Below are 26,599 nucleotides of genomic sequence, written 5' to 3' on the forward strand. Positions count from 1 at the left end.
GATGCCGACCTATGAGATCAAAATCCGGACCTAACCAGAAGAGGCCTGCAGGACTGTGACCGATGACGAAAAACAGCAGCTGATACAGCAGCTTCGGCAAAGAGCCTACGGGCTTCTGTCCCGCAGAGAGTATAGTCGTTTGGAGTTGCGTCGGAAGCTGGCCGGTGATGATGTCGAAGCGGCGCTGCTTGAGCAGCTGTTGGATCAATTCCAGCAGCAGGGGCTGCAAAGTGACCAGCGTTTCTGTGAGAGTTTTATCCGCTCGCGTATCGGCCGGGGTCAGGGTGAGATTCGGATTATTCAGGAGTTGCGTCAGCGTGGCATCGAAGAAGAACTGAGTAGAGATCAGCTGGAGGCGTGCGAGCAGGATTGGTTCGAACTGGCTCGATCGGTACGCCAGCGACGGTTTGGTGTTGCACTGCCGCAGGATCAAAAACAGCGGGCCAAGCAGCTGCGATTTCTTCTCTATCGCGGCTTTAGCCAGGAGCAGGCGCGCTTCGCGATGGAATCAACCGACGAAAGCTGGTGAATTCGACCAAAGATCGGCGAAAGATCGGCGAAAAAGCGACCAATTCGCCGCCCCGGTTGTTTTCGGCCCGCAGGCCCCCATGTATACTATGCCCCCATTTTATGTCTGCAGAGTTGGCGTGCTAAATCGCAGTCTTTACGGCTTTCTATTCGGTTGCCGATTAAGGTTGTGATCGTTGGTCGCGCCGCTCACGTTGGTTGAGTGTCTATGAAGCAAATGAACAGTGCCCAGATCCGCCAGGCGTTTCTGGATTACTTTGAGCAGCAACAACACAGCGTCATCGCCAGTAGCCCACTGGTGCCGGGTAATGACCCAACGCTGCTGTTTACCAATGCCGGAATGGTGCAGTTCAAGGATGTGTTCCTGGGCACCGATAAGCGTAACTACTCCCGTGCCACCACCTCCCAGCGCTGTGTGCGCGCCGGTGGTAAGCACAACGACCTGGAAAACGTCGGCTATACCGCCCGTCACCACACATTCTTCGAGATGCTGGGTAATTTCAGTTTTGGTGACTACTTCAAGCGCGAAGCGATCCAGTTTGCCTGGGAATTCCTGACCTCGGATGCGTGGATGGGACTGCCGGTCGAGAAACTGTCGGTCACCGTCTATCAGGAAGACGACGAAGCCTACGATATCTGGGCCAACGAGATCGGTGTGCCGACCGAACGAATCATCCGGATCGGTGATAAGGGCGGCCGTTACAACTCCGATAACTTCTGGGCCATGGGCGATACCGGCCCGTGCGGCCCCTGTACCGAAATTTTCTACGATCACGGTCCCGAAATCTGGGGTGGCCCTCCCGGAACACCGGAAGAGGATGGTGATCGCTTTATTGAGATCTGGAACATCGTATTCATGCAGTTCGTTCGCTCCGCCGACGGCAGCATGGCGCCGCTACCGAAGCCGTCGGTAGATACCGGCATGGGGCTGGAGCGGATAGCTGCAGTACTGCAGGGTGTTCACAGCAACTACGAGATCGACCTGTTCCAGAATCTGATCAAGGCCGTGGTGAAAGCCACCCAAACCCAGGATCTGGAGAGCAAGTCGCTGCAGGTTGTGGCCGATCACATTCGCTCCTGTGCCTTCCTGGTGGTTGACGGTGTGCTGCCTTCCAACGAAGGACGCGGCTACGTGCTGCGCCGGATTATGCGTCGCGCTATCCGTCACGGTAACAAGCTTGGTGCGACAGGCCCGTTCTTCCATACCCTGGTCGATGCGTTGGTGAAAGAGATGGGCGAAGCCTATCCGGAGCTGAAGCAGAAGCAGGCGCAGGTGGAGCAGGTACTGCTCAAAGAGGAGCAGCAGTTTGCCAAAACGCTGGAGCAGGGTATGCGGATCCTGGAGCAGGATATCGCCGAACTTTCCGGTACTGAGATCCCCGGCTCCACGGTCTTTAAGCTCTATGACACCTACGGCTTCCCGGTCGATCTGACCGCGGATATCGCCCGTGAGCGTGAGCTGAGCCTGGATATGGAAGGTTTCGAAGCGGCCATGAACGAGCAGCGTGAGCGTGCCCGTGCCGCCGGTCAGTTCTCGGTTGATTACAACGAAGCGCTGTCGCTGGATGTGGAGAGCTGTTTCGAAGGCTATGAGTCGCTGCAGGGCCAGGCCCAACCGGTCACCTTGTTGCGTGATGGCGCCGAAGTTGCCTCGCTGAGTGCGGGTGATGAAGGTGCGCTGGTGTTTGCCAATACACCCTTCTACGCCGAATCTGGTGGTCAGGTTGGTGACCAGGGTGTCGTCGAAGCCAATGGCGTTCGCTTCCAGGTCGTCGATACTACCAAGCTGGGTAGTGCTTTCGTGCATCACGGTAAAGTGCTGGAAGGTGAGCTCAATGCGGATGTCGAGCTGAGCCTGGCGGTGGATGCCGAGAAACGTCAAGCCACGGCGCTGAACCACTCGGCCACCCATCTGCTGCACGCTGCGTTGCGGGATATCGTCGGCGAGCATGTGACCCAGAAAGGCTCGCTGGTGGATGCGGATCGGCTGCGTTTCGACTTCTCCCACTTCGAAGGGCTGGGCGGTGACGAGCTGCTGGCACTGGAGCAGCGGGTCAACGAACAGGTTCGCGCTAATTTGGCCGTGGTTACCGAGGTGATGGCGATCGACGAGGCCAAGGACAAAGGCGCCATGGCGTTGTTCGGTGAGAAGTATGACGACGATGTTCGGGTCGTCAGCATGGGGCAAGGTGATGAGTTGGTGTCGCTGGAACTCTGTGGTGGTACCCATGTAACACGCACCGGTGATATCGGTCTGTTCAAGATTACCTCTGAAGGGGGCATCGCTGCCGGTATTCGTCGGATTGAAGCGGTGACCGGTCAGGCGGCGATCGATTGGATGGCTGGTACCGAAGCGACCCTAGGTCAGGTGGCGGGTCTGTTGAAAGGCAGCCGTGATGCAGTGACCGAGAAGGTAGGCTCACTGGTTGAGCGCAACCGCCAGCTGGAAAAAGAGCTTGAGCAGCTGAAGGCGAAACTGGCCAGCTCGGCCGGTAACGATCTGGTCTCTCAGGCGGTTGAAATCGCCGGAGTTAAGGTGCTGGCGGCGCAGCTGGAGGGGGTAGATCCCAAATCACTGCGCGACACCCTGGACCAGCTGAAGAACAAGCTTGGCTCAGCGGTGCTGTTATTGGCTGCTGCCGAGGGCGACAAGATCAGTCTGGTCGCTGGTGTCACCAAAGATCTGACCGGTCGCTTCAAGGCCGGTGATCTGATCAAGCACGTGGCGCCGCAGCTGGGCGGTAAGGGTGGCGGTCGTCCTGATATGGCTCAGGGCGGTGGTTCCGATGTGGCGGCGCTGCCGGCGGCGCTGGAATCGGTCAAGGGTTGGATAGAACAGCAGGCCTGAGGCCTGAAGTAAGGATTGTTAGCTAAATGGCACTGATTGTTCAGAAATATGGTGGTACTTCGGTAGGTACGGTAGAGCGTATCCAGGCGGTGGCCGACAAGGTCAAGCGCTTCCGTGAGCAGGGCGATGACGTCGTGGTGGTGGTTTCGGCCATGAGTGGTGAAACCAATCGCCTGATCGGTCTGGCTAAAGAGATGCAGGATCAGCCGGCTCCCCGCGAGATGGATGTATTGGTCTCGACCGGCGAGCAGGTGACGATTGCGCTACTCTGTATGGCATTGAATGAGCGTAGCTGTCCGGCACGCTCCTACACCGGCACTCAGGTGCGGATCCTGACCGATGATGCTCACACCAAGGCGCGGATTCAGGATATCGACGATGAAAATATTCGAGCGGACCTGAAGGCCGGTCGAGTCGTGGTTGTCGCAGGTTTCCAGGGTGTGGATGACAACGGCAACATCACCACGCTGGGGCGTGGTGGTTCGGATACCACCGCCGTGGCGCTGGCTGCTGCGCTGAAGGCCGACGAGTGTCAGATTTACACCGATGTGGACGGCGTTTACACCACCGATCCGCGTGTGGTCGAAGGCGCGCGTCGTCTCGATGAGATCACCTTTGAAGAGATGCTGGAGATGGCCAGCCTGGGTTCAAAGGTATTGCAGATTCGCGCAGTCGAATTTGCGGGTAAGTACGATGTGCCCCTGCGGGTACTGCATAGCTTCCAGGAAGGTCCTGGAACGCTGATTACGATAGAGGATGAGAACACTGTGGAAAGACCGGTAATTTCTGGCATCGCTTTTAACCGTGATGAAGCTAAGCTGACGGTGTTGGGTGTGCCCGACATTCCCGGGGTGGCATCCAAGATTCTTGGTCCGGTCAGCGATGCCAACATCGAAGTGGACATGATTCTGCAGAACATTGCGGAAGACAACACCACCGACTTCACCTTCACCGTTCACCGGAACGATTACGATCGTGCGCTGTCGATTCTGGAGCGGGTATCCAGTGAATTGAAAGCTCGCGAAGTCCAGGGTGACAACAAGATCGCCAAGGTTTCTATCGTCGGTGTCGGTATGCGATCCCATGCAGGGGTAGCGACCAAGATGTTCGGCGCTCTGGCAGGCGAAGGGATCAATATTCAGCTGATCTCTACCTCCGAGATCAAGATCTCGGTTGTGATTGCAGAGAAGTATCTGGAGCTGGCAGTTCGTAGTCTGCACTCGGCCTTCGAGCTGGATGAGGCTGAAGTCGTTCAAGAATCCTGAGGTAGTGCGTCGGGGGAGCGTTAGGGCCCCCGACTAGAACGATAATAATCTAATTAAATGAAGTAGCCGCTGCTTCCGATCTGCAGTCTATAATTGGATAGTCTGCAGCAGGAATGCCAGTTCCGGGATCACCTGGAAGCAGGGTTTAAGGAGATTCTATGCTTATTCTGACCCGCCGTGTCGGAGAAACGCTGATGGTCGGTGACGAAGTCACCGTGACCGTTTTGGGTGTCAAAGGCAACCAAGTACGTATCGGCGTTAATGCGCCGAAAGACGTTTCCGTCCACCGAGAAGAGATCTATCAGCGGATCCAGAAAGAAAAAGAGAAAAACCCGGAATAATTTCGATATAGCGCTTTTCTTCCCCAGCCATTCTGATACTATACGCCTCCGTTGCGGTGAGGTGGCCGAGTGGCTGAAGGCGCGCCCCTGCTAAGGGCGTATATCTTAACGGGTATCGAGGGTTCGAATCCCTCCCTCACCGCCAGCAACGATTTTTGCGCACCCGTAGCTCAGCTGGATAGAGTACCTGGCTACGAACCAGGCGGTCAGAGGTTCGAATCCTCTCGGGTGCGCCACTTATTTAAGCGGATCGATAATTGTCGGTCCGCTGCTTCTTTAAGAAGCCGGTTGTGAGATGCGAGTCATCGAGTAGCCAACAGTTTTGCACCCGTAGCTCAGCTGGATAGAGTACCTGGCTACGAACCAGGCGGTCAGAGGTTCGAATCCTCTCGGGTGCGCCATACAAGAAAGGGCCTAGCTAACGCTAGGCCCTTTTTTTTATGTGGCTAATCCTCGTATCGCTGCTTTTGCCCGCCCCCACGCCGGTTAGGTATAATTTGCAGCCTTCGGTGTCGCTACCGAATCCTCCAGTTCTCAGTTACCCATTTTCCATGAAGTCCTGCTATGAAATTTATCGTTAAGTTGTTCCCGGAGATCACGATCAAGAGTAAGCCGGTCCGACGTCGCTTTATTCAGCGGCTACAGTCGAACCTGCAGATCATCTTGCGGCGCATAGACGAGAAGGCCCATGTTAGTGGTCAGTGGGACAAGGTCGTTGTTGAAATCGCTCAGGACCAGCCTGAGCAGCTTCTGCGGATTGTGGAGGCATTGCAGCAGACCCCGGGGATCGCGTATTTCCTGCAGGTCAAAGAACACCCGCTGGGTGACTTTGAGGATGTCTTCCAGAAAGTAAAAGAGGTTTATGCCGACAAGCTGGCGGGTAAACGATTCGTGGTGCGAGTCAAACGGGCCGGTAAGCACGAATTCACCTCCAACGATCTGGAGCGCTATGTCGGTGGAGGCCTGTTGCGTCATACCGAGGCGCTGAAGGTGGATCTGCATCAGCCGGAGGTCACGGTCAACTTTGAGGTCCGTGATCAGTCACTGTTTGTTGTGCAGCAGCGCTATCCGGGACTGGGTGGCTTCCCGCTGGGCAGCCAGGACGAGGTGTTGTCGCTGATCTCTGGCGGGTTTGATTCCACCGTCTCCAGTTACCTGACCATCAAGCGCGGTTGTCGGACCCATTACTGCTTCTTTAATCTGGGGGGCGCGGCCCACGAAACCGGGGTTAAGCAGGTTTCCCATTATCTGTGGCAGAAGTTCGGCTCATCCCACCGGGTCAAATTTGTCACGGTGCCCTTCGAAGATGTGGTCAGTGAAATCCTGGCCAAGGTCCATCACTCGCAGATGGGGGTGGTGTTGAAGCGGATGATGCTGCGGGCGGCATCGCAGGTGGCGCAGCGGCTCAAGATTGAGGCGTTGGTTACCGGTGAGAGCGTGGCCCAGGTATCCAGCCAGACTCTGCCCAATCTGTCGATTATCGACAAGGTGACCGATACCCTGGTGTTGCGGCCGCTGATCGTGTCCGACAAGCAGGACATTATCGATACGGCTCGGACGATCGGTACTTATGACTTTGCCAAGAGCATGCCGGAGTATTGCGGGGTAATCTCGGATCGTCCGACGACTCATGCCAAGATGGATCGGATTGAGCAGGAGGAAGCCGCATTCGATATGGCCGTGCTGGAGCAGGCGGTGGAAAACTCGCGGGTGATGCGGATCGATCAGATCGAGCAGGAAGCCCAGAGCCAGGTCGAGGTGGAGACTCAGCAGCAGGTCAGTAGCAATGAGGTCATTATTGATGTGCGCCATCCGGACGAGGAGGAGCGCTCGCCGCTGCAGGTCGATGGTATCGAGGTAATTAAAATTCCGTTCTACAGCCTGGCCACCGAGTTTGGTGGATTGAATGCCGAGAAAGAGTATCTGCTCTACTGTGATCGCGGAGTGATGAGTCAGCTCCATGCGCTCTATTTGAAGGAGCAGGGGCATGACAATGTGAAGGTCTACCGGCCCGAATAATCGGACCGCTAGGCTGTGTGGTGATGGGTTCTTCGGGCCCTAGAAGCCCAGCATCACCTCGATATGGGCTTGGACGCTGTAAGCCAGCGAACTGGGGTTGTAGCCGCCCTCGAGTACCGAGACGACCCGGTTGTTGGAGTAGATACGGGCGGTATCCATGATCATTCGGGTCACCCAGCGATAGTCCTCCTCATTGAGCTTCAGATCCGCCATCGGATCTTCCCAGTGGGCGTCAAAGCCGGCCGAGATGATGATCAGGTCCGGCTTGTGGGCCTGTAGCGCCGGCAGCCAGTGGGTTTCGACGGTCTGGCGGAAGCAGTTGCCATCGCTATGGGCTGCTAAAGGGCAGTTGATGATATTGGGGCGCAGGATCTCGCTGTAGCGCTCCGGGTAGAACGGATGCTGGAAGGTCGAGCAGACCAGCACTTCGGGCTTGTCCTTGAAGATATCCACGGTGCCGTTGCAGTGGTGCACGTCAAAGTCCAGGATGGCTACTCGCTCGATGCCCGGCTGTTGGAGGGCGTGCATCGCGCCGATGGCGGCGTTGTTGTAGAAACAGAAACCCATCGCCAGGTTGTGCTCGGCGTGGTGGCCGGGCGGGCGAACCGCGCAGAAGGCATTATCAGCCATGCCATTGACGACTCGATTGACGCCCATGATGGTCGCACCGGCCGCCAGGCTGGCTGCGTGCAGAGAGTCCGGGCACAGGGCCGTGTCGTCATCGGTATATACAACCCCCTTCTCCGGCAGTTTCATATGTAGCCGGGCACTGTGCAGCGGGGCGTGGGCGAGCTTGATCTGCTCTTCCTGTACATGTACGGCAGTAATCTGCTGCAGGTGGTCTTGAAGCCCGGTCCGCTCCAATTGACGGGCAATCGCGAGCAAACGAATCGGGCTCTCGGGATGTTCCGGGCCCATGTTGTGAAGGCCGCAATCCTGGTGGCTGATATAACTGGTTACCATCGCTGAAATCCATGCGTTTGGTGGTGAGGTCGTTTGAGGTCTCACCGGGGGCTTATTATTTGCCCGCTTCGGCCAAGGCCGCAGGGCGGATTTTGAATCCAACTTATCATCTGTCCGACAGGCTGTCTTGTAACTATTTGTCTTATATAAGCGGTGCTTGTTCTGCGCTGCAGTAGGTCAGGGTAAACTCAGTAGTAACAATAACCTGAGGCTGACCGGCGGAGGATTCCGGTCCATACTGTCGTCAGCTTGCAGGGTATATCCGGATTTAAGTGGGGGAGAATCAGGGGTTGGCGACTAAGGTTGATTTAAGCGACAAATCGGTGCTGTTGATCGATAGCAGCGGCAACCTGCGCTCGACCGTGAAAACCATGCTGCAGTCGATGGGCTTTGGTTCGGTTACCACCCTGTCGATCGCCCCGCGAGTACTCGATGATATCGCCGACAATGACTATGACATCGTGTTGCTTGGGCATAACGTCAACGATAAGTATTCCGGGCTGCAGCTGTTCGAAGAGGCGCGCTATAAGGGCTTGATCAAGCCGACCTGCTCCTGGGTGCTGATGAGCAGTGATGCATCGCAACAGTCGGTACTGTTCGCGATTGAGATCGAACCCGACGAGCTGTTAACCAAGCCTTTCACCCTGGATGCGCTGAGCAGGCGAATTCAGTCGCTGTGTCAGCGGCGGGCGCTGTTGGAGCCGATCGAAAGGGCGGTGGAGCGGAAGGCGTTTAATCGGGCCATCCGCTTGTGCGACACGGTATTGCGGGCGTCGGACCCCAACTATCAACAGGCTCAATTGATCAAAGGCCGTTTGCTGAAAGATCAGCAGCGTTACAGCGAGGCCCGAGATGTGTTTGAGCGATGTTACAGCGACTCCGGTGGCCTCTACTCGGGCTATCAACTGGCGGAGTGCCACTACCACCTGGGCGATTTCGACATCGCCGAAAAGCTGTTAACTACATTGATCGATAAACACCGGTTGTTGATCCCCGCTTACGACCTGTTGGCCAAGGTCAGTGAAGCACGGGGCGATCTGCAGCAGGCCCAGCAGCAGCTGCGCAAAGGAGCTTCCCAGTCGCCTCTTTCTATTCAGCGGCAGATGGAGTTGGGGCGCTTGTCGGTGCGGGCAAACGATTTGAGTCAGGCGGAAAAAGCTTACCGCCGCTGTATTCATCTGGGGGAGAGTAGCTGCCTGGATAGCGCAACGCCCTATTTCAAGTTGGTCAATGTACAGCGCCTGCAGGTGGAGGCCAGTCAGGGGCATGAAAGGCAGGATCGGCTCGATGACATTGAGAAACTGCTGGAGCGCGCCGATACCCGTTTTCATCGGGATCCGCAGGTGCGGGTACAGAGCCAGCTGATTCGGGCCAAGGTCAATGAGACCCTGGGGGACGCGGATTCCGCCCAGCATTGCTACGAGCGGGCCCTGGCCCATGCTGAGTCCTATGGGCTGAGTGTGGATCTTGAGCAGATGCGGGCACAGCTGCTGGATGAGAGTACGCCGGCAATGCCGGGGCCGGTGCTGCAAGAGTCTGAGCCGGAGCCGACGAAAACCAAACACGACCCGGCCATGAGCGCTAAGGTTAATCGGATTGGAGTTCGCAACTATCTGGCCGATAAACCAGGACAGGCGATCCGTTATTTTGGTCTGGCCTTTGATTACGATCCGAGTAATGCCCGTGCGCTGTTGAACCTGTCGCAGCTGTTTTTGGAAGCGGCCCGGGATACACCGAGTAAGCGGGATGAGCGGATGAAGATGTTCCAGCGCTACAGTCGGCTGGCCCAGCGGTTGCCGCTGGCCGGTGATGAGCTGCATAAGGATCAGCAGTTGCGAAAACTGGCGGAGCTGCCGCTGGAGCAGCTGCCGGAAGGCCCGTTGGCGGCATTGCTGAAGTGAGGAGTTTGGCTGTCAAGATGACGGCCGGACAAGAGTTCGGGGGTGAGCTGATTCGGTAACGACCTGGGTCAAAGAAAGCGCTCCCGGGGATAAGTATAATTGAGTAATGGAAGCTACCTGTTAATGGACCCTACCTGTTAGAGGTGTGCCGTGTTTAAAGAGCGCCGTCGGCATAGCCGGCTCAGTGTCACTTGGAAGGCGACGATCATCCGTCTGAACGGCGAAAAACTGCCGGGCAGTACCGATAATGTGGCCCCGGATGGGCTCAATGTGATTCTGTCGAAAGAGTTGGTATTGGGTGAGCCGGTAAGAATCGAGCTGGTGACGCCAAGATGTCACGGAACGCGCTACTTCAAGCTGGACGCGGTGATCGTCTACAGTCGCCAGCTGGATCATAATCTGGGCCATGCCGTTGGGGTACGGCTGTTGCAGCCGGGCCAGTGCTATCAGCAATGCCTGTTGCAGCTGGACACCTCCGTTGGTGTCGCTTAAGCAGGGACGCTATCCGCTTTGCTGGCTTGAGTAGGCCAGCGCCATCTTAGCCTGCATATAAAACTGGTTGAAGCCGCGAAAGGTCTCTTGTTCCAGAGGGGGCTTATCGCTGAGTTGGTCGGCATACAGAAATCCCAGTACCCGTTTCCCTGCGCAGAGCGGCGCCATGATAAAGCCTCGAGGGTTGGCTTTGGCGCGAAACGCTTCGGGTAAGCGTTCTGGCCAGCCGCTCTCCTGGGTGTCAGTCACCAGCAGCGTCATCTGTTTTTTCAGCACCTTAAAGAAGAAATCATCGCCCTGGCCGGCTTTGAGGGCGAAGTAGCGCTGTAGGTCGTCGATACAGTCGCCGTCACTGAGCCGCAATCGCAGCTGTTGACGGTCTGGGCTTAGCATCACGAAGCCAGCCCGATCTAACGAGGTACTAGCCACAATTCCCGCAATGACTTTGTTCAGCAGGGTCGGGATCGGAGTCTGCTGATTTACCAGCTCGCCGATCTCTTGCAGATAATCCAGTTGCGTCTGAGCCAGGGCTCCTGCGTTCGGGGTTTCCTCTACGGGCTGCGGTGGCGGGTTGATATCTTCGGCTTGATTGATCTGCTGTTGGGTGTGGATGTAATAGGATGCCTTGCGGGCGAACTCATCCAGTTCGTCGTCGCCGCTTTGCCGCAACGGCGGATTCAGACTCTGCTGTGACAGGCCGTATTCACTGGCCATATCGCTGACCATTTTGAAGCCTCGGCTGAGTGATTGCTTCAGGGTGTCTTCATTGGCACCGGTGATCTGGGCCATCTTCTCGATCACGGAGGAGAAGCTATTGGGTTGCGGCTGCCCCTGGCCATAGAGTAGTTGCAGCAGTCTGTCGACGCTGGAAGTGATCTCGAAATTGCGACGTACGGCTCCCTTGGGCTCCTCCGCAGTCATCGCATCCATCGACGCGACGACCGATGGTGGGAAGCCCCAGCTTTGGGCCAGCTCCTGGCCGATGTCGCTGAAATGGGCACCGATATGCTCCAGCTGAATCCGTTTCCAGGGTTGGTCGGTGCTTTTCTGCAACTGCTGCAGTTGGCGATAGTCTTCGCTTAGGGTGCAGGCATAGACAATCTCACCTAGGCCATGCAGCAGGCCGCAGGTGTAAGTCTCTTCGATATCATCAAGGCCTGCCTGCATTGCCATCTCGCGACTGATCGCAGCGGTTAGAAATGAACGCATCAACAAGGAGGCGACATCGGTGTCCGGATTGGCTTTGTGGAAGCTTTCGATCAGCTTAAGCGTCACCGACAGGTTCTTGATCTCGTCGAAACCGATCATGATCACCGCGCGCGATATGACGTTTATCCGAGAGCCGCTGCGATTGTAATAGGTCGAGTTGGCCAGTCGAAGGAGTCGGGCAGACAGATTGGCGTCCTTCATGACCGCCATTGCCAATGCCATGGCATCGCTCTCTTTGGAGCTGCTGATCTGTTGGATACGGTTAACGGTGGCGCTGAAAACCGGCAGGTCGCCGAGGCGGCCCAGTTTTGCGTGGATGGCGTTGAGTGTTTTCAGGTACTTCACGAATGTGTCCTTCGAGAACCTGCTTGAGCTGGCCTCCCCGACAGGACTCGAACCTGTATCTAAGCCTTAGGAGGGCCCTATTCTATCCGGTTGAACTACGGGGAGGCAGCGAAGCGGCATTCTAGCGACTCGGGTCTCAGAAGTCGAACCTCTATCGGCTGTATCAGGCCTTCCCCAAGCGGTTCTGGGCGCTGTAGTTTCCCTTGTAACCGGCGTCATTATAAATCGTTGAGCGGCCGCTATGGCCCTGCAGGATGCTGATCAAATGGCCCAAGTTATGTTGGCTGCGCTGGACAATCTGTTCGTTACGCTGGTTCAGCTCGGCTGCCTTTTCAAGACTCTGGCGCAGTCGCTGCCAACGGCTGTCGACCTGATTGGCAATGGCGGGCGGCAGGCTGGCCTGAAGTTGTTCCAGGCCCTTGTCGTCGGCGCTGAAGCCTAACCCGACCAGTGCTTCGTTGCGCTGCAGGGTGTTTTCCGCCAGCAGCTCCAGCTGTTTCTGCTTCTCGGTGACACAGCTCTGCAGCGCGGTTGCATCGATCTGCTCGATGGCGGTTTTTTCCTGCTCGCTTAAACGACAAAGGGCAGCCAATATCTGGCTACCCTTATCGATTAATTCGCAGAACTGTCTGGTGAGTAGGATTTTTTCTTTCATATCAGCCGAACAGGCTGCCTTCCAGCGACGTTAGTTTGGCGGCGATACGCTCAGCATCGATCGAGTAAGAGCCATCTTCGATGGCTTGTTTAATCTGGGCAACCTTTGTCTCGTCGACATCGGGCAGTTGCGCCACAGACTCTTCCAACTTGCTCAGATTCTGAGCTTCGTTGCTCAGTTTAACGGTTTCCGGCTGAGGCTGTGGGCTTACCGCAGGTTGGTTGCCGGTAGATTCACTACGGCTGTTGGTCGCGTTGGTGCCAACTTTATTGTTGCGCGAGCCTGCGTTGACGTTTGACAGGCCTGTCAGATCGATGGCCATCCCTATTACCTCAAAAAGTCAAAAAAATGGTTCTTAAGCAAGGTTATCGACAGCCGGTCGGATATCTTTAGTAAAAAGTTGAAGTTTTTTTGACGCTCCGGCTACGGCCAAGTTTAACCCAAAGCTACCCGGATTTCATGGCTAAACCTGTCTATGTCGGGGCTCAGGGACCAACGCTGACCAGGCCGCTGTCGATCACCCGAGCGCGGATCTCGCGGCCGGAGCGATTGTTTCTGACTCGGATCTGCTGGCCCTTGCGGCCGTCTTCGATGGCGGTGCCGGTCATCTGGACGCTAACACCGCCGCGGCCGGCCTGGATGTTGACGCTGTCGCCCCGCTTGATCAGTACCGGGGGGCGAAGCAGGCTTGGGGTGATCGGTCGGTCGGCGTTGATCGAGCGCTTCAGTTCGAAGCCGATAACCGCCTGCAGCTGGTCGAAGTAGCCACCATGAAGCTGGCCTTGGTCGCGCCAGGCCAGTCGCAGATCGTCAGTGGACAGTTGGCTGCCTTTTGCCAGCGGACGGGTGCTGACCAGTACCGGACGAGTCAGTGCGATCTGGCCGTGCAGGTAGCGCGACCACCGGCGTGGATAGTCGCACTCTGCCTTGATGGTGAAGGCGCCGCTGCCTAGGGGGCGTTTTGAACTGAACCGGATTGGATTGCCACAGCGTTGCAGCTTCAGATTTCGGCTACCGGGTTTGAGGTCGATGCGCAGCTGCACTGTATCGTCCAGTTGTGGCTGGAGCTGTTGCTCGATATGCCGATATAGCTGCTGTTGTAGTGCTTCTGTCTGGGCTTGGACTGCAACGCTGAGAAGCCCTAAAAACAGACAGAAACCGCCGAATAGGCTACCTTTGAACACAGAATTGCCCTATGATTTTTCTGCTCCCGCTCTAATTGTCGAAAGCAATCGAATGGGTGCTAATTTATAGATTTCTACCCTCGATAAGCAAGCCCAGGAGCGAGCTATGGCCAGTGTTCTTGATAGTGTTAACCAGCGAACCCAGCTGGTTGGCAAGAATCGTCTGGAGTTGTTGCTGTTTCGGCTCGAAGGAGAGCAGATCTACGGATTGAATGTATTCAAAGTCCGTGAAGTGATCCAGTGCCCTAAGTTAACCGCGATGCCGAAACTCAAAGCCGGCGTCAAAGGCGTTGCCCATATTCGCGGCAGTGCCATCCCCGTACTTGACCTGAGCTCCGCGATGGGACGGGGGGCCATCGATGATGAGGCGATGAAAGAGAGCTTCGTGATCGTCACCGAATACAACCAGCAGGTCCTCGGCTTTCTGGTGAACAAGGTAGAGCGGATTATCAATACCAACTGGGAAGAGATTCACCCGCCGCCCCGTGGTGCCGGTAAGGATAACTACTTGACCGCCGTTACCGAGTTGGACGGCAATCTGGTGGAAATTCTCGATGTTGAAAAGATCTTGGCCGAGGTCGCTCCCCGTTCCGAAGAGGTGGACCCGAATCTGGTCGAACAGGTGCGTGAATCCCAGCAGCAAAGCCAGCATGTGTTGGTGGTGGATGATTCGGTCGTGGCGCGCAAGCAGCTGGAGAGATGCTTGAACGGACTCGGTGTTGATGTAACGCTGAAGAATAATGGTAAGGAAGCGCTGGATTATCTAACCGGGCTGGCCGAATCGGGGCAGAGTATTGCCGACGCCTTCCTGATGATTATCTCCGATATCGAGATGCCGGAGATGGACGGCTATACGCTGACGGCTTCGATCCGCGCCGATGAGCGGATGAAGGGAGCCTATGTGATGCTGCATACCTCGTTGAGCGGCATGTTCAATCAGGCGATGGTGGATAAGGTCGGTGCTAATGACTTCCTGGCCAAGTTCCAGCCCGACGAGCTGGCATCGCGGGTTAAGCAGCGCCTGGAACAGCTGGGCGAATCCTGATTCACATAATTAACCACAAACCGCCCGGAGGCGGTGACAATAACATTTCAACCTAACGCTAGAGAGTAGCTATTTTGACCAGACCTTTAACCGGTGCCCGTGTACAGATTACCCCGCAGGGATTCGCGCTGTTTCGAGATTTTCTGCAGGAGGCGTGCGGGATACTGTTGGGTGATAACAAGGAGTATCTGGTCAGCAGTCGCCTGAGCTCGATAATGAACGAGCAGAGTTACTCTTCGCTGGACGAGCTGGTATCGGCGATGCGTCGTTCCAGCCGCCTGAAAGAGCAGGTGGTTGATGCGATGACCACCAATGAGACCCTCTGGTTTCGGGATATTCACCCATTCAATATCCTGCGTGACCGACTGCTACCGGAGCTCAGCTCGGGAATGCAGCCGTTGCGGATCTGGTCGGCGGCTTGCTCCTCGGGGCAGGAGCCCTATTCGATCAGCATGACCCTGGATGAATTCAAGCGCAGTCGACCCGGTCAGCTCAAGGCCGGCGAGCGGATCGTGGCAACGGATATCTCTCCGACCATGCTCGAACATGCCCGCCGGGGCACCTATGACATGCTGGCGGTGGGCCGCGGTCTGCAGAAGGATCATCTGTCACGCCACTTCCGCCAAAATGCCGAAGGGGGGTGGCAGATCAATCGCGATATTCAATCTCGAGTTGAGTTCAAGTCGCTGAATTTATTGGGTAACTACGGTATTTTGGGTAAGTTTGATATCGTTTTCTGCCGTAATGTGCTGATCTACTTCTCTTCCGATCTGAAGCAGCAGATCCTGAGAAAGATCCATACCCAGTTGAAGCCGGGAGGATACCTTTTCTTAGGCGCATCTGAGTCCTTGGGGCATCTGAGCGATATCTATGAAATGGTCCATTGCAGTCCGGGCATTATCTATCGCGCCAAATAGGGCGGGTCTCGATCTGAACGCTGCCCTGCAGCGTTCAATTTTCCTCTTTCTCTTCTTCCTCCTGACTTTCATCCTCTCTCCGAAGCTGATCCGCTGCCGTTTACTGTTGCTCGGCACCGGATAGTTTGTTGCCGCTAGGCGGTAACCCGTTGCCGCTTTTGCCTCCTTTCTTGAGTTTCTCTAAACAAAATCCTTTTTAAAACAGCGGCTTGGTTATGTGGCACTGAAATTGCCTTATTGCTATTAGGAATAGGTACAGGACCGGCAAGAGATGGCAATTTCATTTGATTCAGCATTGGGTATTCATCAACAGGCGTTGTTGGTTCGTACCCAGCGGGCGGAGATCCTGGCCAACAATATCGTTAATGCTGATACCCCGAACTATAAAGCGCGGGATATCGATTTTCGCGCCATCCTCGGTGCTCAGACCGATTCTGTCGCCGCACCGGCCGAACAGATGCGCTTGGCTGCGACCCAATCTGGACATATTGACGGGGTGATCGATCCATCCCTGGCGGCTGAATTGATGTACCGACAGCCGCTGCAGCCGTCGGTGGATGGCAACACAGTGGATGTGCAGCACGAGCAGGCGGAATACGCCGAGAATGCATTGGCGTTTCAGGCCAGCTTTACGTTCCTGAATCGTAAGTTCAATGGCTTGATGAATGCCATCAAGGGCGAGTAAGGCCTGACGCGACAGACTTTGGAGTAACCCCATGTCACTTTCAAACATCTTCAATATTGCCGGTAGCGGGATGAGTGCCCAGAGCATTCGTTTGAATACCGTTGCCTCCAATATCGCCAATGCCGAGAGCGTCAGCAGCAGTGTCGATAGCACTTACCGAGCCCGCCATCCGGTATTTGAGCAGGTTCAGCAGCAAGTGATGGCCGGCATGAGCGCTCAATCCGAGATGCAGGTGAGCGCCGGTGGTGGGGTCAAGGTAAATGGCATCATCGAGAGTGACGCACCGCTTCGCAAGCAGTATGAGCCCAACCATCCGATGGCTGATGAAGAGGGCTTTGTCTTTTACCCCAACGTCAATGTGGTCGAAGAGATGGCCAACATGATCTCGGCATCGCGTTCGTTCCAGACCAATGCCGATCTGATGGGAACCGCCAAAGACATGATGCAGCGAGTACTGCAGTTGGGGCAGTAACAACTAATCCGCGGCATCGGTCTGGGCCGAGGTCGCAATGAATAGGGTTCGAGGTGTGAAGATCACCCCGAACCTGAGTATCTAGCCAGCGGGACGCCGCCGGTGGAGGTAGGTCATGAGTAATATCAACAATGTAAACAGCTCCGGGAATGTATTCCTGGACTTGAACAAGCAAGACGATGCGAGCAAGACGGCTGCGCAGGAACAGAGTGACATGTTCATGCAGCTGATGATTGCTCAGATGCAGAATCAGGATCCGACCAGTCCGGCTGACACCTCGGACTATATGAATCAGATTTCGCAGATGAGCATGGTTGAAAGCATCAACAACATGAATCTGACGATGCAGGGCATGTCCAACAGCATGCTGTCGAGCCAGACCGCGCTGCAGGCCTCATCGATGGTCGGGAAGACCGTCTATGTTCCCACTACCCAGGCCAAGGTCGGTGACGACGGGATGATTCAGGGGGTGATGGCGCTGCAGACCAGTCACGAAGATGTGCGGGTCAAGGTCTATGACAGCACTGGTGCCCAGATCAGCAATCTGTCGTTGGGGGCTCAGGCCGCCGGTGACGGCCAGTTCAAGTTTCAATTGCCGGAAGGCTATGGGGCCGGTGATTACAAGATCGAAGTCGAAGCCAAGTGGGGTGACGACTATGTGCCGGTACAGGCCTACCTGGGCCGCAATGTCGATAGTGTCAGCCTGGGCCAGAACGGTGTAGGCATGAAAATAAATATCGAAGGTGGCTCGGTCTCCTTTGATCAAGTTAAACAGATTGGAGCCTGATCATGGCGTTTAGTACAGCAATAACAGGCCTGAAGGCGTCGACGACTGAGCTCGATGTCACCGGCAACAATATCGCCAACTCCAGTACCGTCGGCTTCAAGTCGGCCCGGACCGAGTTTTCCGATATCTTTGCCACCGTGGTGGTGGGATCGGGCTCGGCCAATAGCCCGGGGTCGGGGGTTATCGTCTCCGATATCGCACAGGACTTTACCGCCGGTACGATCCAGTTCACCAACAACAACCTGGACCTGGCGATCGACGGTTCCGGTTTCTTCCAGCTCAATGATGGTCAGGGTGGTATCACCTACACCCGTGCCGGTGGTTTTGAACTGGACAAAGATGGCTTTGTCGTTTCCAAGAACGGCAACTTCCTGCAGGGCTTTGGGCTGGATGCCGCCGGGAATATGCAGCCGATAGGCAACTTGGCGGTGTCTCAAAAAGAGAGCCCACCCAAGTCGACGGAATTTATGGATCTCTCTTTCAATATTGATTCGAGAGCGGAGGCATCGAATCTGGCCTACGATCCGACGGATTCTGCCACCTTTACCTTCAGCACCACCAATCGCTCCTTCGATAGCCTGGGTAATGAGAATACGATCAAGTACGACTTTATCAAGCAGGGGGAGTGGCGAGAGCGTCAAACTGTTGATTTCAGTACCTTTAGTGCGGCGGCTGGGGAAACGCTATTTGTTGCTGGCGGGTCATTGACCGTACCGGCAGGCGGGTTAGACCAAACTAACGTCGCTGCATTTATTGAGGGCCAATTGAGCACGCTTCAAGGGCAGCCTACGTTTGATAGCAATGTCAGCGGCATGAAAGTGGGCACGGGGACGCCTCCCGAGCTGATCGTAACCTATAAGGCCAGTGCTGCCGATGTGCGTCCGATTCTGATACAGCATGATCCCGGTACCGGTGCCGTCGATATCGTCGCTGAACATGATGAAGACCCCTTCTTTCCGGCGAACAAGGTTGAAGTTACGGAGTTTACGGTCGGGGCTTCCTTTACCGGTAGCGTTGATATTGGTGAGCACACCGTTTCGATCACCTCCGGGGCAACGGCATCCGATGTGTTAACCCAGATCAGGAACGATCAAAACGCGATTCTAGCGGCCAATCCTGAGATCGATACGATTGATATTAATAGTGCGACTGGCGAGCTGATCATAACGTACAAGGCCGAACTGGGTGATACGCCCTCTGTGAATGTGGCTTTGGCGAGTACCACGGCGGGTACGCTAACGCTGACGGACGATCCCAACGGCAAAAATGAAGCAGGCGATGCGAGCTACCAAGGTGTGTATCAGATGCACGCCCTCTTCAACAATGAAACCCCGTTGAACATTGGGCGGGTTAACCAGCCAGGTACAGCCGGCTTTACCTCGAACCCTCAGGGGACCGAGGCTGGCCCCATTCTGTTGACCTTCGATACCACCAATGGCTTGCTGGCTTCGGTCAATGGGACTCCGGTCAGTGCAACCGGCGATGCACCCAAATTGACAATCCAGGGGGCGGATCCGGCAGATCCGACCAACACGATTGAGCTGGATCTAACCGGCACCACGCAGTTCGCCTCAGACTCGATTGTCAAAGCCTCGACGCAAGATGGTTTTGCCAAGGGGGATTTGATCGGGGTGACCTTCTCTGCCGACGGGATCATGGTGGCCAGTTTCAGTAATGGCCAGAACTCCAACCTCGGCATTGTGGCGCTGGCGACCTTTGAGAACCAAGGGGGGCTACAACCGGTGGGTGATACGGCCTGGACAGCTACCCTGGCTTCCGGCCAGGCGATTCTGAACCCGCCGGGAACCGGTCTGAATGGTCAGCTTCGTTCGGCGGCGCTGGAGCAATCCAACGTCAACCTGTCGGAAGAGCTGGTGGCGTTGATCGAGGCGCAGCGTAATTTCCAGGCCAACTCGAAGACACTGCAAACCGAAAACCAGGTGACCCAGACGATCCTGCAGATCAACTAAATCGGCCCAGCTCGACAGAGCTGAAGCTGCGAACCGTCATTGAGCGGATCGCTATAGCAACACTTCAAGGCACGGCCCGAAGACTTTCGGACCGTGCTTTTTTGCGTCTCTAAAAAACTGGCATCTTCGTTGCATTGTTCTCAGTAGTACGCCTAAAAGCGGCAATCGACAACCGCCGTCGATTGCGAGAATGAGGACAACTCTTTGGACAAGTTGCTGTTTCTTTCGATGACCGGGGCCAATCAGACGATGCTGGCCCAGACAGCCCATGCCAACAATCTAGCTAACGTCAACACGACGGGTTTTAAGGCCGACCTGGCCCAAGCCCGTGCTATGCCGGTTATTGGCGAGGGGTATCGGTCGCGGGTGTATGCCATGACCGAACGACCGGCCACCAACCTTTCCGAAGGGGTGAATGAGCATACCGGACGAGAATTGGATGTGGCCGTTCAGACGCCGGGCTGGATCGCGGTACGGGGGCGAGATGGAAGCGAAGCCTACACCCGTGCCGGTGCCCTGCATGTTGATGCCGCAGGGCGGCTACTGGATGGCAGAGGATTGCCGGTGCTGGGCGAGGGGGGCGAAATTGTATTGCCTCCCAGCTCCAAAGTGGAAGTCGGTGAGGACGGCACCATCACGGTTAGAGCCACCGGTGATCAACCCAACGCCCTTGCGGTGGTGGATCGAATCAAATTGGTCAATCCGGATCCGCAGGCACTGACCAAAGGCGAAGACGGCCTGATGCGGCTGAAGGCGGGCGGGCAGGCGGGCCTGGACCCGGAGGTTAGAGTGGCATCGGGCTTTCTGGAAACCAGTAACGTCAACGCCGTGCATGAGTTGACATCGATTATTGACCTGTCCCGACGGTTCGAGATGAATGTGAAAATGATGCGGGATGCTGAAGAGAACGCCGAAGCGGCGGCGCGGATCCTGCAGAATCTGGGTTAGCGACCGGCCTTCGAGGCTTAAGAGAAAGCACCAAATAGAATAATTAGGGTGGTCGAGAACAGACCGCCGAGCAAGGGGAAAATTATGAACGGAGCCCTGTTTGTCGCCAAGACGGGTCTGAGCGCCCAGGATACTGCGCTTCGGGTTGTATCCAATAACCTGGCCAATATCAGTACTGACGGCTTCAAGCGCGATCGCGCGGTTTTTGAGGACCTGATCTATCAGGTTCAGCGTCAGCCCGGCGCCCAGTCAGCCGATGGAACCGAGCTGCCTTCCGGCTTTCAGCTCGGTACTGGAGTGCGGGTGGTCGGCACTGAAAAAACTTTTACCCAGGGCACCATCAATGTAACCAACCAGAATCTGGATTTGGCCATCGAAGGTGATGGTTTCTTTCAGATCGCGCTGCCCAACGGGGAAACCGGTTATACCCGCAGTGGCCGTTTCCAGCTCAACTCCAGCGGCCAGATGGTCAATGCTCAAGGGTACCTAGTGGATCCGACTATCACTATCCCCGCCGACGCCACCTCCGTGACTATCGGTAATGACGGTGTTGTATCGGTAACCCAGGCAGGCAGTTCGGTGGCTACCCAGGTTGGCCAAATCACGTTGGCGGACTTTACCAATCCGGCGGGTTTGCAGGCGATCGGCGGTAACCTGTTCCAGGAAACAGTCTCCAGCGGTGCGCCGACTACCGGCAACCCGGGATCTACTTCCTTCGGGGCGACGATTCAAGGGGCGTTGGAGAACTCCAACGTCAACTCGGTCGAGGAGCTGGTGAATATGATTCAGACCCAGCGTGCTTTCGAGATGAACTCCAAAGTGATCTCAACGGCCGATCAGATGCTCTCGTTCGTGACCCAGCAGCTTTAATCGCCCTCGGGATTAACAGGTAGATTGCTATGAAAACCAAGCACAAGATTCTGATATTCACCCTGGCCGCATCATTGCTGGGTGGTTGTGCGCAAACACCGCCAAAGCCTGACAATCCCTATTTTGCCCCGGTACCGCCGGCGGCCATGTCGGCGCCAAAACCTGTGGATGGTGCGATCTTCCATGCCGGTCATAGCGTGTCGCTGTACGAAGATGGTAATGCCCGCCGGGTGGGGGATATTCTGACAATCGTATTGACCGAGCGTACCCAGGCCAGCAAGTCGAGCGAAACCGAGTTGGAAAAAAACAGCGATGTGTCGATTACCGCGCCGACCATTCTCGGATCGCCGTTAACGATCAATGGCAACGAGGCTAGCTTCAGCTTGCCCGGTGGAACTCGCACATTTGAGAGCACCGGCGATGCCGATCAGAGCAACAGCCTGAGCGGTGATATCACCGTCACCGTATCCGATGTACTGCCCAACGGCGTGTTGCGGGTTCGCGGCGAGAAATGGATGACGTTGACCAGCGGCGACGAATATATCCGTATCAGCGGCCTGGTTCGGCCCCAGGATATCAAGCCGGACAACACCCTCGACTCCGTTAAGCTGGCGGATGCGCGGATAACCTACAGCGGCACTGGCGAAGTTCACGATACCAACAAAATGGGCTGGTTTACCCGCTTCTTCTACAGCCCGCTATGGCCGTTTTAACCCAATTGGATAAGGTTTCGGCAAGTCCGAACAGGTAGCTGATGATGAAAACAACGACCCGCAACCTAATGATCTTACTGCTGGGCACCCTGCTTAGCGCCGGGGTGCAAGCGGAACGGCTAAAGGATATTACCGATGTGGCCGGGGTTCGACCTAACCAGTTGGTGGGTTACGGGCTGGTGGTGGGCCTGAGTGGCACCGGCGACAAAGTTAGCTTTACCTCGCAGACCTTCAAGAACATGCTGGCTCAGTTTGGTTTGACGCTGCCGCCGGGAACCAATCCCCAGTCCAAGAATATCGCAGCGGTATCGATCCATGCTGAGCTGCCGCCGTTCGCCAAGCCGGGTCAACTGTTGGATGTGACGGTTTCGTCGATCGGCGATGCCTCCAGCCTACGCGGAGGCAGCCTGTTGATGGCGCCGCTGAAAGGGGCCGATGGGCAGGTGTATGCGATGGCCCAGGGGAACCTGGTGGTCGGCGGGTTGGGAGCCGAAGGATTGGACGGTTCGCGTATCACCATCAATGTGCCCAGTGTCGGTCGGGTGCCCAGCGGTGCCACGGTGGAGCGTTCAGTGCCTAGCCCCTTCGCTCGCGGTGACCACTTGGTATTGAATCTACACACTCCGGACTTCACCACGTCCCGCCGGGTCGCAGAGCGTATCAATGGCTTGCTGGGGCCGGATGTCGCGACTTCGGTGGATGCCACCTCGATTCGGGTCCGTGCTCCCCGTGATGCCAGTCAGCGGGTGACCTACCTGTCGGTGTTGGAAAACCTGGAGGTTGAACCGGCGGCGGAGGTTGCCAAGGTGATCATCAACTCGCGCACCGGCACCATCATTATCGGTGAGAATGTACGGGTGTCTCCGGTCGCAATCACCCACGGTGGCCTGACGGTTTCGATTCTGGAAAATCCAGAAGCCAATCAGCCCGGTGCTTTTGCCGGTGGGGATACCGTGGTGGTGCCGCGAAGCGGCATCGAAGTGGATGAAAACAGTGGCCATATGTTCTCGTTCCAGCCGGGGGCTTCGCTTAACGAGATTGTCGAAGCGGTCAACCAGGTTGGTGCGGCGCCCGGTGATCTGATGGCGATCCTCGAAGCGCTGAAGCAGTCGGGTGCGTTGAAGGCCGAGTTGGTGGTGATCTAACCGGGTATCCGGTATCTGATTCTGGGTCGGTGGTCTATCGACCCAGCACTGAACGCCTGTCCGGCTTTGCTGGTCGGGCTGTTCCTGTCTATAGATAAAGTTGGCATTGGTTATGCATTAAACAGGTATGGCGGCGCGTAATTGCCGCTTTACCGGAGCCAAGCATGACCAGCAACGATCTTTCCATTAAGTCATACACCGATCTGACTGAGCTGAACAAGCTCAAGCAGGCGAATCGGAATGACGATCCGCGTGCCCTTCAAGCGGTAGCGGAACAGTTCGAATCGTTGTTCCTCAATATGCTGCTCAAAAACATGCGTCAGGCCAATGAAGCCTTCTCGGAAGGCGGCCTGTTCGATAGCAGTGAGAGCAAGTTCTATCAAGAGATGATGGATCAGCAGCTGAGTATGTCGCTGTCATCCGGTAAGGGTATCGGTTTGAGCGAGGTGTTGGTTCGCCAGTTATCACCCAATCGAGAACCAGTTCAGGTGGATCAACAGAAGGTTGCTCAGTTAAATCAGCCGGTTAGCCACGTGACTGGTGATCTGGGTGCTTTGCTACAGCAAGCGCGGGTGCGCTCTCAACAACAGGATTTGAGCACCGATAAGCCGGTTGATTCAAGCCAACGGGTTGGAGCGGCTTCCACTGTCGCGGCAGAGTTGCCCGATCGGTTTGAATCACCACAAGAGTTTGTGCAGGCGATGATGCCGATCGCCAAACAGGTCAGCGCCGACAGTGCCGTTGAGGCAGAGGTATTGGTGGCCCAAGCGGCATTGGAAACCGGTTGGGGCAAACATTTGCCGCGTCGAGCCGATGGCGGCAACAGCTACAACCTGTTCGGCATCAAGGCCGATCAGCGCTGGCAGGGTGATCGGGTCGCCAGCAATACACTGGAGTTCCGTGACGGTATAGCGCAGCAGGAGCGGGCTTCGTTCCGTGCTTACGATTCCTACCGGCACAGCATGCAGGATTACCTGGCTTTCATCAGCGAGAGCCCGCGTTATCAACAGGCATTGGGCCGGGCCGGTGATAGCCACAACTATATCGAGCAGCTACAGCTGGCAGGCTATGCAACCGACCCGGCCTATAGCAGCAAAGTTCAAGGCATTCTGAACAGCGATCTGTTCCGAAATGCCGTATCAGTCAGTCACGAAGGATAAGTCGAGGTGTGAACGTAGCAGTCATCAGGTTGAGATAGCGACACAAGACATTCAACAGCCTGATCCAGACCGCGCGATTCATGCAGTTATCTCGCAGGAGGTTTAACATGACCATCAATATTGCACTGCAGGGTTTGAGCGTTGCCCAGCGTGGGTTCGAGGTGGCGAGCAACAATATCGCCAACGTCAACACCCCGGGGTACTCGCGCCAGCAGGTAGAGCTGACCTCCCGTTCGGCGCCCGAACAGGGGGTGCAGATTGTCAGCATCAACCGGGTGGTGGACCTGTTCTCGCAACAACAGCATTGGAGCAGCTCGGCGGCATTCCAGTCGACCGACGCCTTTGCCTTTTATGCCGGTCAATTGGATAACCTGTTGGCCAACTCTACTACCAGTCTCTCCGCCTCGTTGGACCAGTTTTTCAGCGCGCTGCAGACCGGTGTTGATGACCCATCCTCGATTCCCAACCGGGAGCTGATCCTGGCCCAGGCCGAAGCGACCGCCGAGCGTTTTGTCGAAGTTGACCGTCAGCTTCGCTCCCAGAACGAGGCGATCAACACTAAACTCAGCAGCGCGACCGGCGAAGTCAATCAGATGACCAAGATCGTTGCTGACCTGAACGAGCTGATCCGGTTGGCGGATTCCCGGGGTGAACCGGCCAATGAACTCAAGGATCAGCGCGATCAGATGATCATGGGGTTGAGTGAGAAGCTGGGGGTAACGGTTCAAACCGGCACCGGCAGTACCGATATCAACCTCTATGTCGGCAATGGCCAGCCGCTGGTGATCGGCGGCAATGCCAGCACGATTACCTACAGCCAGGGCGATCCGGATATCAATGACGTGGATATCCATCTGTCGATCAACGACAAGCGAATCAAAATCGATGATCAGATCACCGATGGTGAGATCGGTGGCCTGTTGCGGATCAAAGATGAGCTGTTAATCCCTACTTGGAATGAGTTGGGGCGGCTGGCCATCGTGTTCTCCGACACCATGAACGCCCAGCACAGCAAAGGGGTGGATATCGATGGGCGGATGGCCAACGATCTATTCAGCGACCTAAAGAACAACGGCGAGGTGCGTGCGTTCAGTACCAACCAAAGCCCAATGAGTCCCTTGTCGGATGTGGTGATTCGGGATACCTCGCTGCTTAACGCCAGCGATTACGTGGTCAAATTCGGTGAGGGCGATACTTTTACCGTTACCCGTAAGTCCGACGGGCAGATCTTCACCCAGGACGATTTTAGTGCCCGTTCGGGCACTGATGTCTACCAGGATATGACCCTAGAGCAGGATGTGGCCAACGGCACACTACGGATAAATATCGATGGCGTCGATATCTCATTGGCGACCGCCAAGGGCGAACCCTTCGGTGAAAATGACCAGGTGCTGGTGATGCCGGTCCGTACCGGTGCCGAGTCGCTGGAGGTTGGATTGAAGTCGGGGCGTGAGTTGGCGTTCGCTTCGCCAGTCCGGGCTGAGACGGCCGAAGATAATCTCGGAACCCTGAGCGTTGACGGAATTATCATCCAGGAGCCGAGCAACTTCGGCCAACCAGGAAGTGTCGTTTCAATGGAGCAGGCGGTGGTCAATAATCCGCCGGTTCAGATTGTGTTTAACGCCGATGGAACCTACGACGCCTTTGACGTCAGCGACCCGAATAATCCGATCGCCTATGTGTTCGATGATGGCAGCGCAGCGACCAACCGTACCTATACCGAAGGACAGCCGATCCAGTTTAACGGTTTTACGGCCACGATCAGCGGAAAGCCGTCGGTTAACGACAAGATCGATTTTTCCGCCAATACCGGGGCAGTCAGTGACAACCGTAATGCATTGCAGCTATCCAACCTTCAGCAAGCTGAAGTGATTGAGGGGGCAAGCTATCAGGACAACTATGGCCGGCTGATCGAGCGGGTGGGTACTAGCGCCAGTGTGGCCAATATTAACCTTCAGGCCAATGAAGCCATCATGCTAAACGCCGAATCGGTTCGAAACGGAATCTCCGGCGTTAACCTGGATGAAGAAGCGGCCGATATCATTAAATTCCAACAGCAGTACCAGGCGGCGTCGCAGGTGATCAATACCGCGCGCAACCTGTTCGAAACCCTGCTGGCATCGACTGGAGGCTAATC

The 26,599-nt window shown here is 56.0% G+C and carries 24 protein-coding genes and 4 tRNA genes; 22 read left to right on the forward strand and 6 right to left on the reverse strand.

Annotation, left to right across the window (positions count from 1 at the left end; translation table 11 throughout):
- The first annotated feature begins 55 nt into the window (after positions 1-55).
- From DV711_RS07115 to thiI, 8 genes are all read left to right on the forward strand, one after another.
- Positions 56-529, forward strand: coding sequence for a regulatory protein RecX (locus DV711_RS07115; RefSeq protein ID WP_243633759.1), 474 nt, complete (start codon positions 56-58; stop codon positions 527-529).
- Between the two features lie 216 nt (positions 530-745).
- Complete coding sequence (gene alaS / locus DV711_RS07120) at positions 746-3,376, forward strand: alanine--tRNA ligase (RefSeq protein ID WP_114695654.1); 2,631 nt, start codon at positions 746-748, stop codon at positions 3,374-3,376.
- Between the two features lie 26 nt (positions 3,377-3,402).
- Complete coding sequence (locus DV711_RS07125) at positions 3,403-4,641, forward strand: aspartate kinase (protein WP_114694999.1); 1,239 nt, start codon at positions 3,403-3,405, stop codon at positions 4,639-4,641.
- A 158-nt stretch (positions 4,642-4,799) separates the two neighbouring features.
- On the forward strand, positions 4,800-4,982 hold the full coding sequence (csrA, locus tag DV711_RS07130) for a carbon storage regulator CsrA (protein WP_114695000.1): 183 nt from the start codon (positions 4,800-4,802) through the stop codon (positions 4,980-4,982).
- 55 nt (positions 4,983-5,037) lie between these two features.
- Positions 5,038-5,127, forward strand: a tRNA-Ser gene (locus DV711_RS07135).
- 14 nt (positions 5,128-5,141) lie between these two features.
- Positions 5,142-5,218, forward strand: a tRNA-Arg gene (locus DV711_RS07140).
- Between the two features lie 88 nt (positions 5,219-5,306).
- Positions 5,307-5,383: transfer RNA gene (locus DV711_RS07145), tRNA-Arg, on the forward strand.
- A gap of 163 nt (positions 5,384-5,546) precedes the next feature.
- Positions 5,547-7,001 (forward strand): tRNA uracil 4-sulfurtransferase ThiI, encoded by a 1,455-nt coding sequence (gene thiI / locus DV711_RS07150; protein WP_114695001.1) that lies wholly within the window; start codon positions 5,547-5,549, stop codon positions 6,999-7,001.
- A 39-nt stretch (positions 7,002-7,040) separates the two neighbouring features.
- Here thiI and DV711_RS07155 read toward each other — a convergent pair whose 3' ends face one another.
- A complete protein-coding gene (locus DV711_RS07155) occupies positions 7,041-7,964 on the reverse strand; it encodes a histone deacetylase family protein (protein WP_114695002.1) in 924 nt (307 codons plus the stop codon).
- A 290-nt stretch (positions 7,965-8,254) separates the two neighbouring features.
- On the opposite strand from DV711_RS07155, the gene DV711_RS07160 reads away from it, so the two are divergent.
- Together DV711_RS07160 and DV711_RS07165 are read left to right on the forward strand one after the other, a co-directional pair.
- Positions 8,255-9,865, forward strand: a complete 1,611-nt coding sequence (locus DV711_RS07160) for a tetratricopeptide repeat protein (RefSeq protein WP_165840034.1) — start codon at positions 8,255-8,257, stop codon at positions 9,863-9,865.
- A gap of 150 nt (positions 9,866-10,015) precedes the next feature.
- Positions 10,016-10,357, forward strand: coding sequence for a PilZ domain-containing protein (locus DV711_RS07165; RefSeq protein ID WP_114695004.1), 342 nt, complete (start codon positions 10,016-10,018; stop codon positions 10,355-10,357).
- Positions 10,358-10,366: 9 nt separating this feature from the next.
- Here the strand turns inward: DV711_RS07165 and DV711_RS07170 are convergent, their stop codons facing one another.
- From DV711_RS07170 to flgA, 5 genes are all read right to left on the reverse strand, one after another.
- Entirely contained in the window at positions 10,367-11,911 is a 1,545-nt protein-coding gene (locus tag DV711_RS07170; protein WP_114695005.1) for an HDOD domain-containing protein, read from the reverse strand.
- A gap of 29 nt (positions 11,912-11,940) precedes the next feature.
- Positions 11,941-12,016 (reverse strand) — tRNA-Arg (locus tag DV711_RS07175).
- Between the two features lie 58 nt (positions 12,017-12,074).
- On the reverse strand, positions 12,075-12,566 hold the full coding sequence (locus DV711_RS07180) for a flagella synthesis protein FlgN (protein WP_114695006.1): 492 nt from the start codon (positions 12,564-12,566) through the stop codon (positions 12,075-12,077).
- Between the two features lies 1 nt (position 12,567).
- Positions 12,568-12,888 (reverse strand): flagellar biosynthesis anti-sigma factor FlgM, encoded by a 321-nt coding sequence (gene flgM, locus DV711_RS07185; protein ID WP_114695007.1) that lies wholly within the window; start codon positions 12,886-12,888, stop codon positions 12,568-12,570.
- A gap of 163 nt (positions 12,889-13,051) precedes the next feature.
- On the reverse strand, positions 13,052-13,750 hold the full coding sequence (flgA, locus tag DV711_RS07190) for a flagellar basal body P-ring formation chaperone FlgA (RefSeq protein WP_114695008.1): 699 nt from the start codon (positions 13,748-13,750) through the stop codon (positions 13,052-13,054).
- Positions 13,751-13,856: 106 nt separating this feature from the next.
- Here flgA and DV711_RS07195 point away from each other — a divergent pair, with 106 nt between their 5' ends.
- From DV711_RS07195 to flgK, 12 genes are all read left to right on the forward strand, one after another.
- The gene (locus DV711_RS07195) at positions 13,857-14,795 is read left to right on the forward strand and encodes a chemotaxis protein CheV (RefSeq protein WP_114695009.1); all 939 of its coding nucleotides are present in this window, start codon (positions 13,857-13,859) and stop codon (positions 14,793-14,795) included.
- A gap of 74 nt (positions 14,796-14,869) precedes the next feature.
- Positions 14,870-15,712 (forward strand): CheR family methyltransferase, encoded by an 843-nt coding sequence (locus tag DV711_RS07200; protein WP_114695010.1) that lies wholly within the window; start codon positions 14,870-14,872, stop codon positions 15,710-15,712.
- A 271-nt stretch (positions 15,713-15,983) separates the two neighbouring features.
- Complete coding sequence (gene flgB, locus DV711_RS07205) at positions 15,984-16,397, forward strand: flagellar basal body rod protein FlgB (protein WP_114695011.1); 414 nt, start codon at positions 15,984-15,986, stop codon at positions 16,395-16,397.
- 31 nt (positions 16,398-16,428) lie between these two features.
- Entirely contained in the window at positions 16,429-16,869 is a 441-nt protein-coding gene (gene flgC / locus DV711_RS07210; RefSeq protein WP_114695012.1) for a flagellar basal body rod protein FlgC, read from the forward strand.
- Positions 16,870-16,984: 115 nt separating this feature from the next.
- Positions 16,985-17,656 carry a flagellar hook capping FlgD N-terminal domain-containing protein gene (locus tag DV711_RS07215; RefSeq protein WP_114695013.1) on the forward strand — a complete coding sequence of 224 codons (672 nt, stop codon included), beginning with the start codon at positions 16,985-16,987 and terminating at the stop codon, positions 17,654-17,656.
- A 2-nt stretch (positions 17,657-17,658) separates the two neighbouring features.
- A complete protein-coding gene (locus DV711_RS07220; protein ID WP_243633760.1) occupies positions 17,659-19,626 on the forward strand; it encodes a flagellar hook protein FlgE in 1,968 nt (655 codons plus the stop codon).
- A gap of 204 nt (positions 19,627-19,830) precedes the next feature.
- Positions 19,831-20,574 carry a flagellar basal body rod protein FlgF gene (locus DV711_RS07225; protein ID WP_114695015.1) on the forward strand — a complete coding sequence of 248 codons (744 nt, stop codon included), beginning with the start codon at positions 19,831-19,833 and terminating at the stop codon, positions 20,572-20,574.
- A gap of 84 nt (positions 20,575-20,658) precedes the next feature.
- Complete coding sequence (flgG, locus tag DV711_RS07230) at positions 20,659-21,444, forward strand: flagellar basal-body rod protein FlgG (protein WP_114695016.1); 786 nt, start codon at positions 20,659-20,661, stop codon at positions 21,442-21,444.
- A 29-nt stretch (positions 21,445-21,473) separates the two neighbouring features.
- The gene (gene flgH, locus DV711_RS07235) at positions 21,474-22,157 is read left to right on the forward strand and encodes a flagellar basal body L-ring protein FlgH (RefSeq protein WP_114695017.1); all 684 of its coding nucleotides are present in this window, start codon (positions 21,474-21,476) and stop codon (positions 22,155-22,157) included.
- A gap of 44 nt (positions 22,158-22,201) precedes the next feature.
- Positions 22,202-23,302: a flagellar basal body P-ring protein FlgI gene (locus DV711_RS07240; protein WP_114695655.1), complete on the forward strand. Its 1,101-nt coding sequence runs from the start codon at positions 22,202-22,204 to the stop codon at positions 23,300-23,302.
- Positions 23,303-23,466: 164 nt separating this feature from the next.
- On the forward strand, positions 23,467-24,462 hold the full coding sequence (gene flgJ, locus DV711_RS07245) for a flagellar assembly peptidoglycan hydrolase FlgJ (RefSeq protein ID WP_114695018.1): 996 nt from the start codon (positions 23,467-23,469) through the stop codon (positions 24,460-24,462).
- A 107-nt stretch (positions 24,463-24,569) separates the two neighbouring features.
- A complete protein-coding gene (gene flgK / locus DV711_RS07250) occupies positions 24,570-26,597 on the forward strand; it encodes a flagellar hook-associated protein FlgK (RefSeq protein WP_165840035.1) in 2,028 nt (675 codons plus the stop codon).
- The last annotated feature ends 2 nt before the right edge of the window (positions 26,598-26,599 follow it).

Source organism: Motiliproteus coralliicola (genome assembly GCF_003345655.1).
GTDB lineage: Bacteria > Pseudomonadota > Gammaproteobacteria > Pseudomonadales > Balneatricaceae > Motiliproteus > Motiliproteus coralliicola.

What these genes read in the sequence shown, in the direction of transcription:
- alaS (WP_114695654.1), top strand. Translation starts at nt 746, where the DNA reads ATGAACAGTGCCCAGATCCGCCAGGCGTTTCTGGATTACTTTGAGCAG.
- DV711_RS07125 (WP_114694999.1), top strand. Translation starts at nt 3,403, where the DNA reads ATGGCACTGATTGTTCAGAAATATGGTGGTACTTCGGTAGGTACGGTA.
- csrA (WP_114695000.1), top strand. Translation starts at nt 4,800, where the DNA reads ATGCTTATTCTGACCCGCCGTGTCGGAGAAACGCTGATGGTCGGTGAC.
- thiI (WP_114695001.1), top strand. Translation starts at nt 5,547, where the DNA reads ATGAAATTTATCGTTAAGTTGTTCCCGGAGATCACGATCAAGAGTAAG.
- DV711_RS07155 (WP_114695002.1), bottom strand. Translation starts at nt 7,964, where the DNA reads ATGGTAACCAGTTATATCAGCCACCAGGATTGCGGCCTTCACAACATG.
- DV711_RS07180 (WP_114695006.1), bottom strand. Translation starts at nt 12,566, where the DNA reads ATGAAAGAAAAAATCCTACTCACCAGACAGTTCTGCGAATTAATCGAT.
- flgM (WP_114695007.1), bottom strand. Translation starts at nt 12,888, where the DNA reads ATGGCCATCGATCTGACAGGCCTGTCAAACGTCAACGCAGGCTCGCGC.
- DV711_RS07195 (WP_114695009.1), top strand. Translation starts at nt 13,857, where the DNA reads ATGGCCAGTGTTCTTGATAGTGTTAACCAGCGAACCCAGCTGGTTGGC.
- flgB (WP_114695011.1), top strand. Translation starts at nt 15,984, where the DNA reads ATGGCAATTTCATTTGATTCAGCATTGGGTATTCATCAACAGGCGTTG.
- flgC (WP_114695012.1), top strand. Translation starts at nt 16,429, where the DNA reads ATGTCACTTTCAAACATCTTCAATATTGCCGGTAGCGGGATGAGTGCC.
- DV711_RS07215 (WP_114695013.1), top strand. Translation starts at nt 16,985, where the DNA reads ATGAGTAATATCAACAATGTAAACAGCTCCGGGAATGTATTCCTGGAC.
- DV711_RS07220 (WP_243633760.1), top strand. Translation starts at nt 17,659, where the DNA reads ATGGCGTTTAGTACAGCAATAACAGGCCTGAAGGCGTCGACGACTGAG.
- flgG (WP_114695016.1), top strand. Translation starts at nt 20,659, where the DNA reads ATGAACGGAGCCCTGTTTGTCGCCAAGACGGGTCTGAGCGCCCAGGAT.
- flgH (WP_114695017.1), top strand. Translation starts at nt 21,474, where the DNA reads ATGAAAACCAAGCACAAGATTCTGATATTCACCCTGGCCGCATCATTG.
- DV711_RS07240 (WP_114695655.1), top strand. Translation starts at nt 22,202, where the DNA reads ATGAAAACAACGACCCGCAACCTAATGATCTTACTGCTGGGCACCCTG.
- flgJ (WP_114695018.1), top strand. Translation starts at nt 23,467, where the DNA reads ATGACCAGCAACGATCTTTCCATTAAGTCATACACCGATCTGACTGAG.
- flgK (WP_165840035.1), top strand. Translation starts at nt 24,570, where the DNA reads ATGACCATCAATATTGCACTGCAGGGTTTGAGCGTTGCCCAGCGTGGG.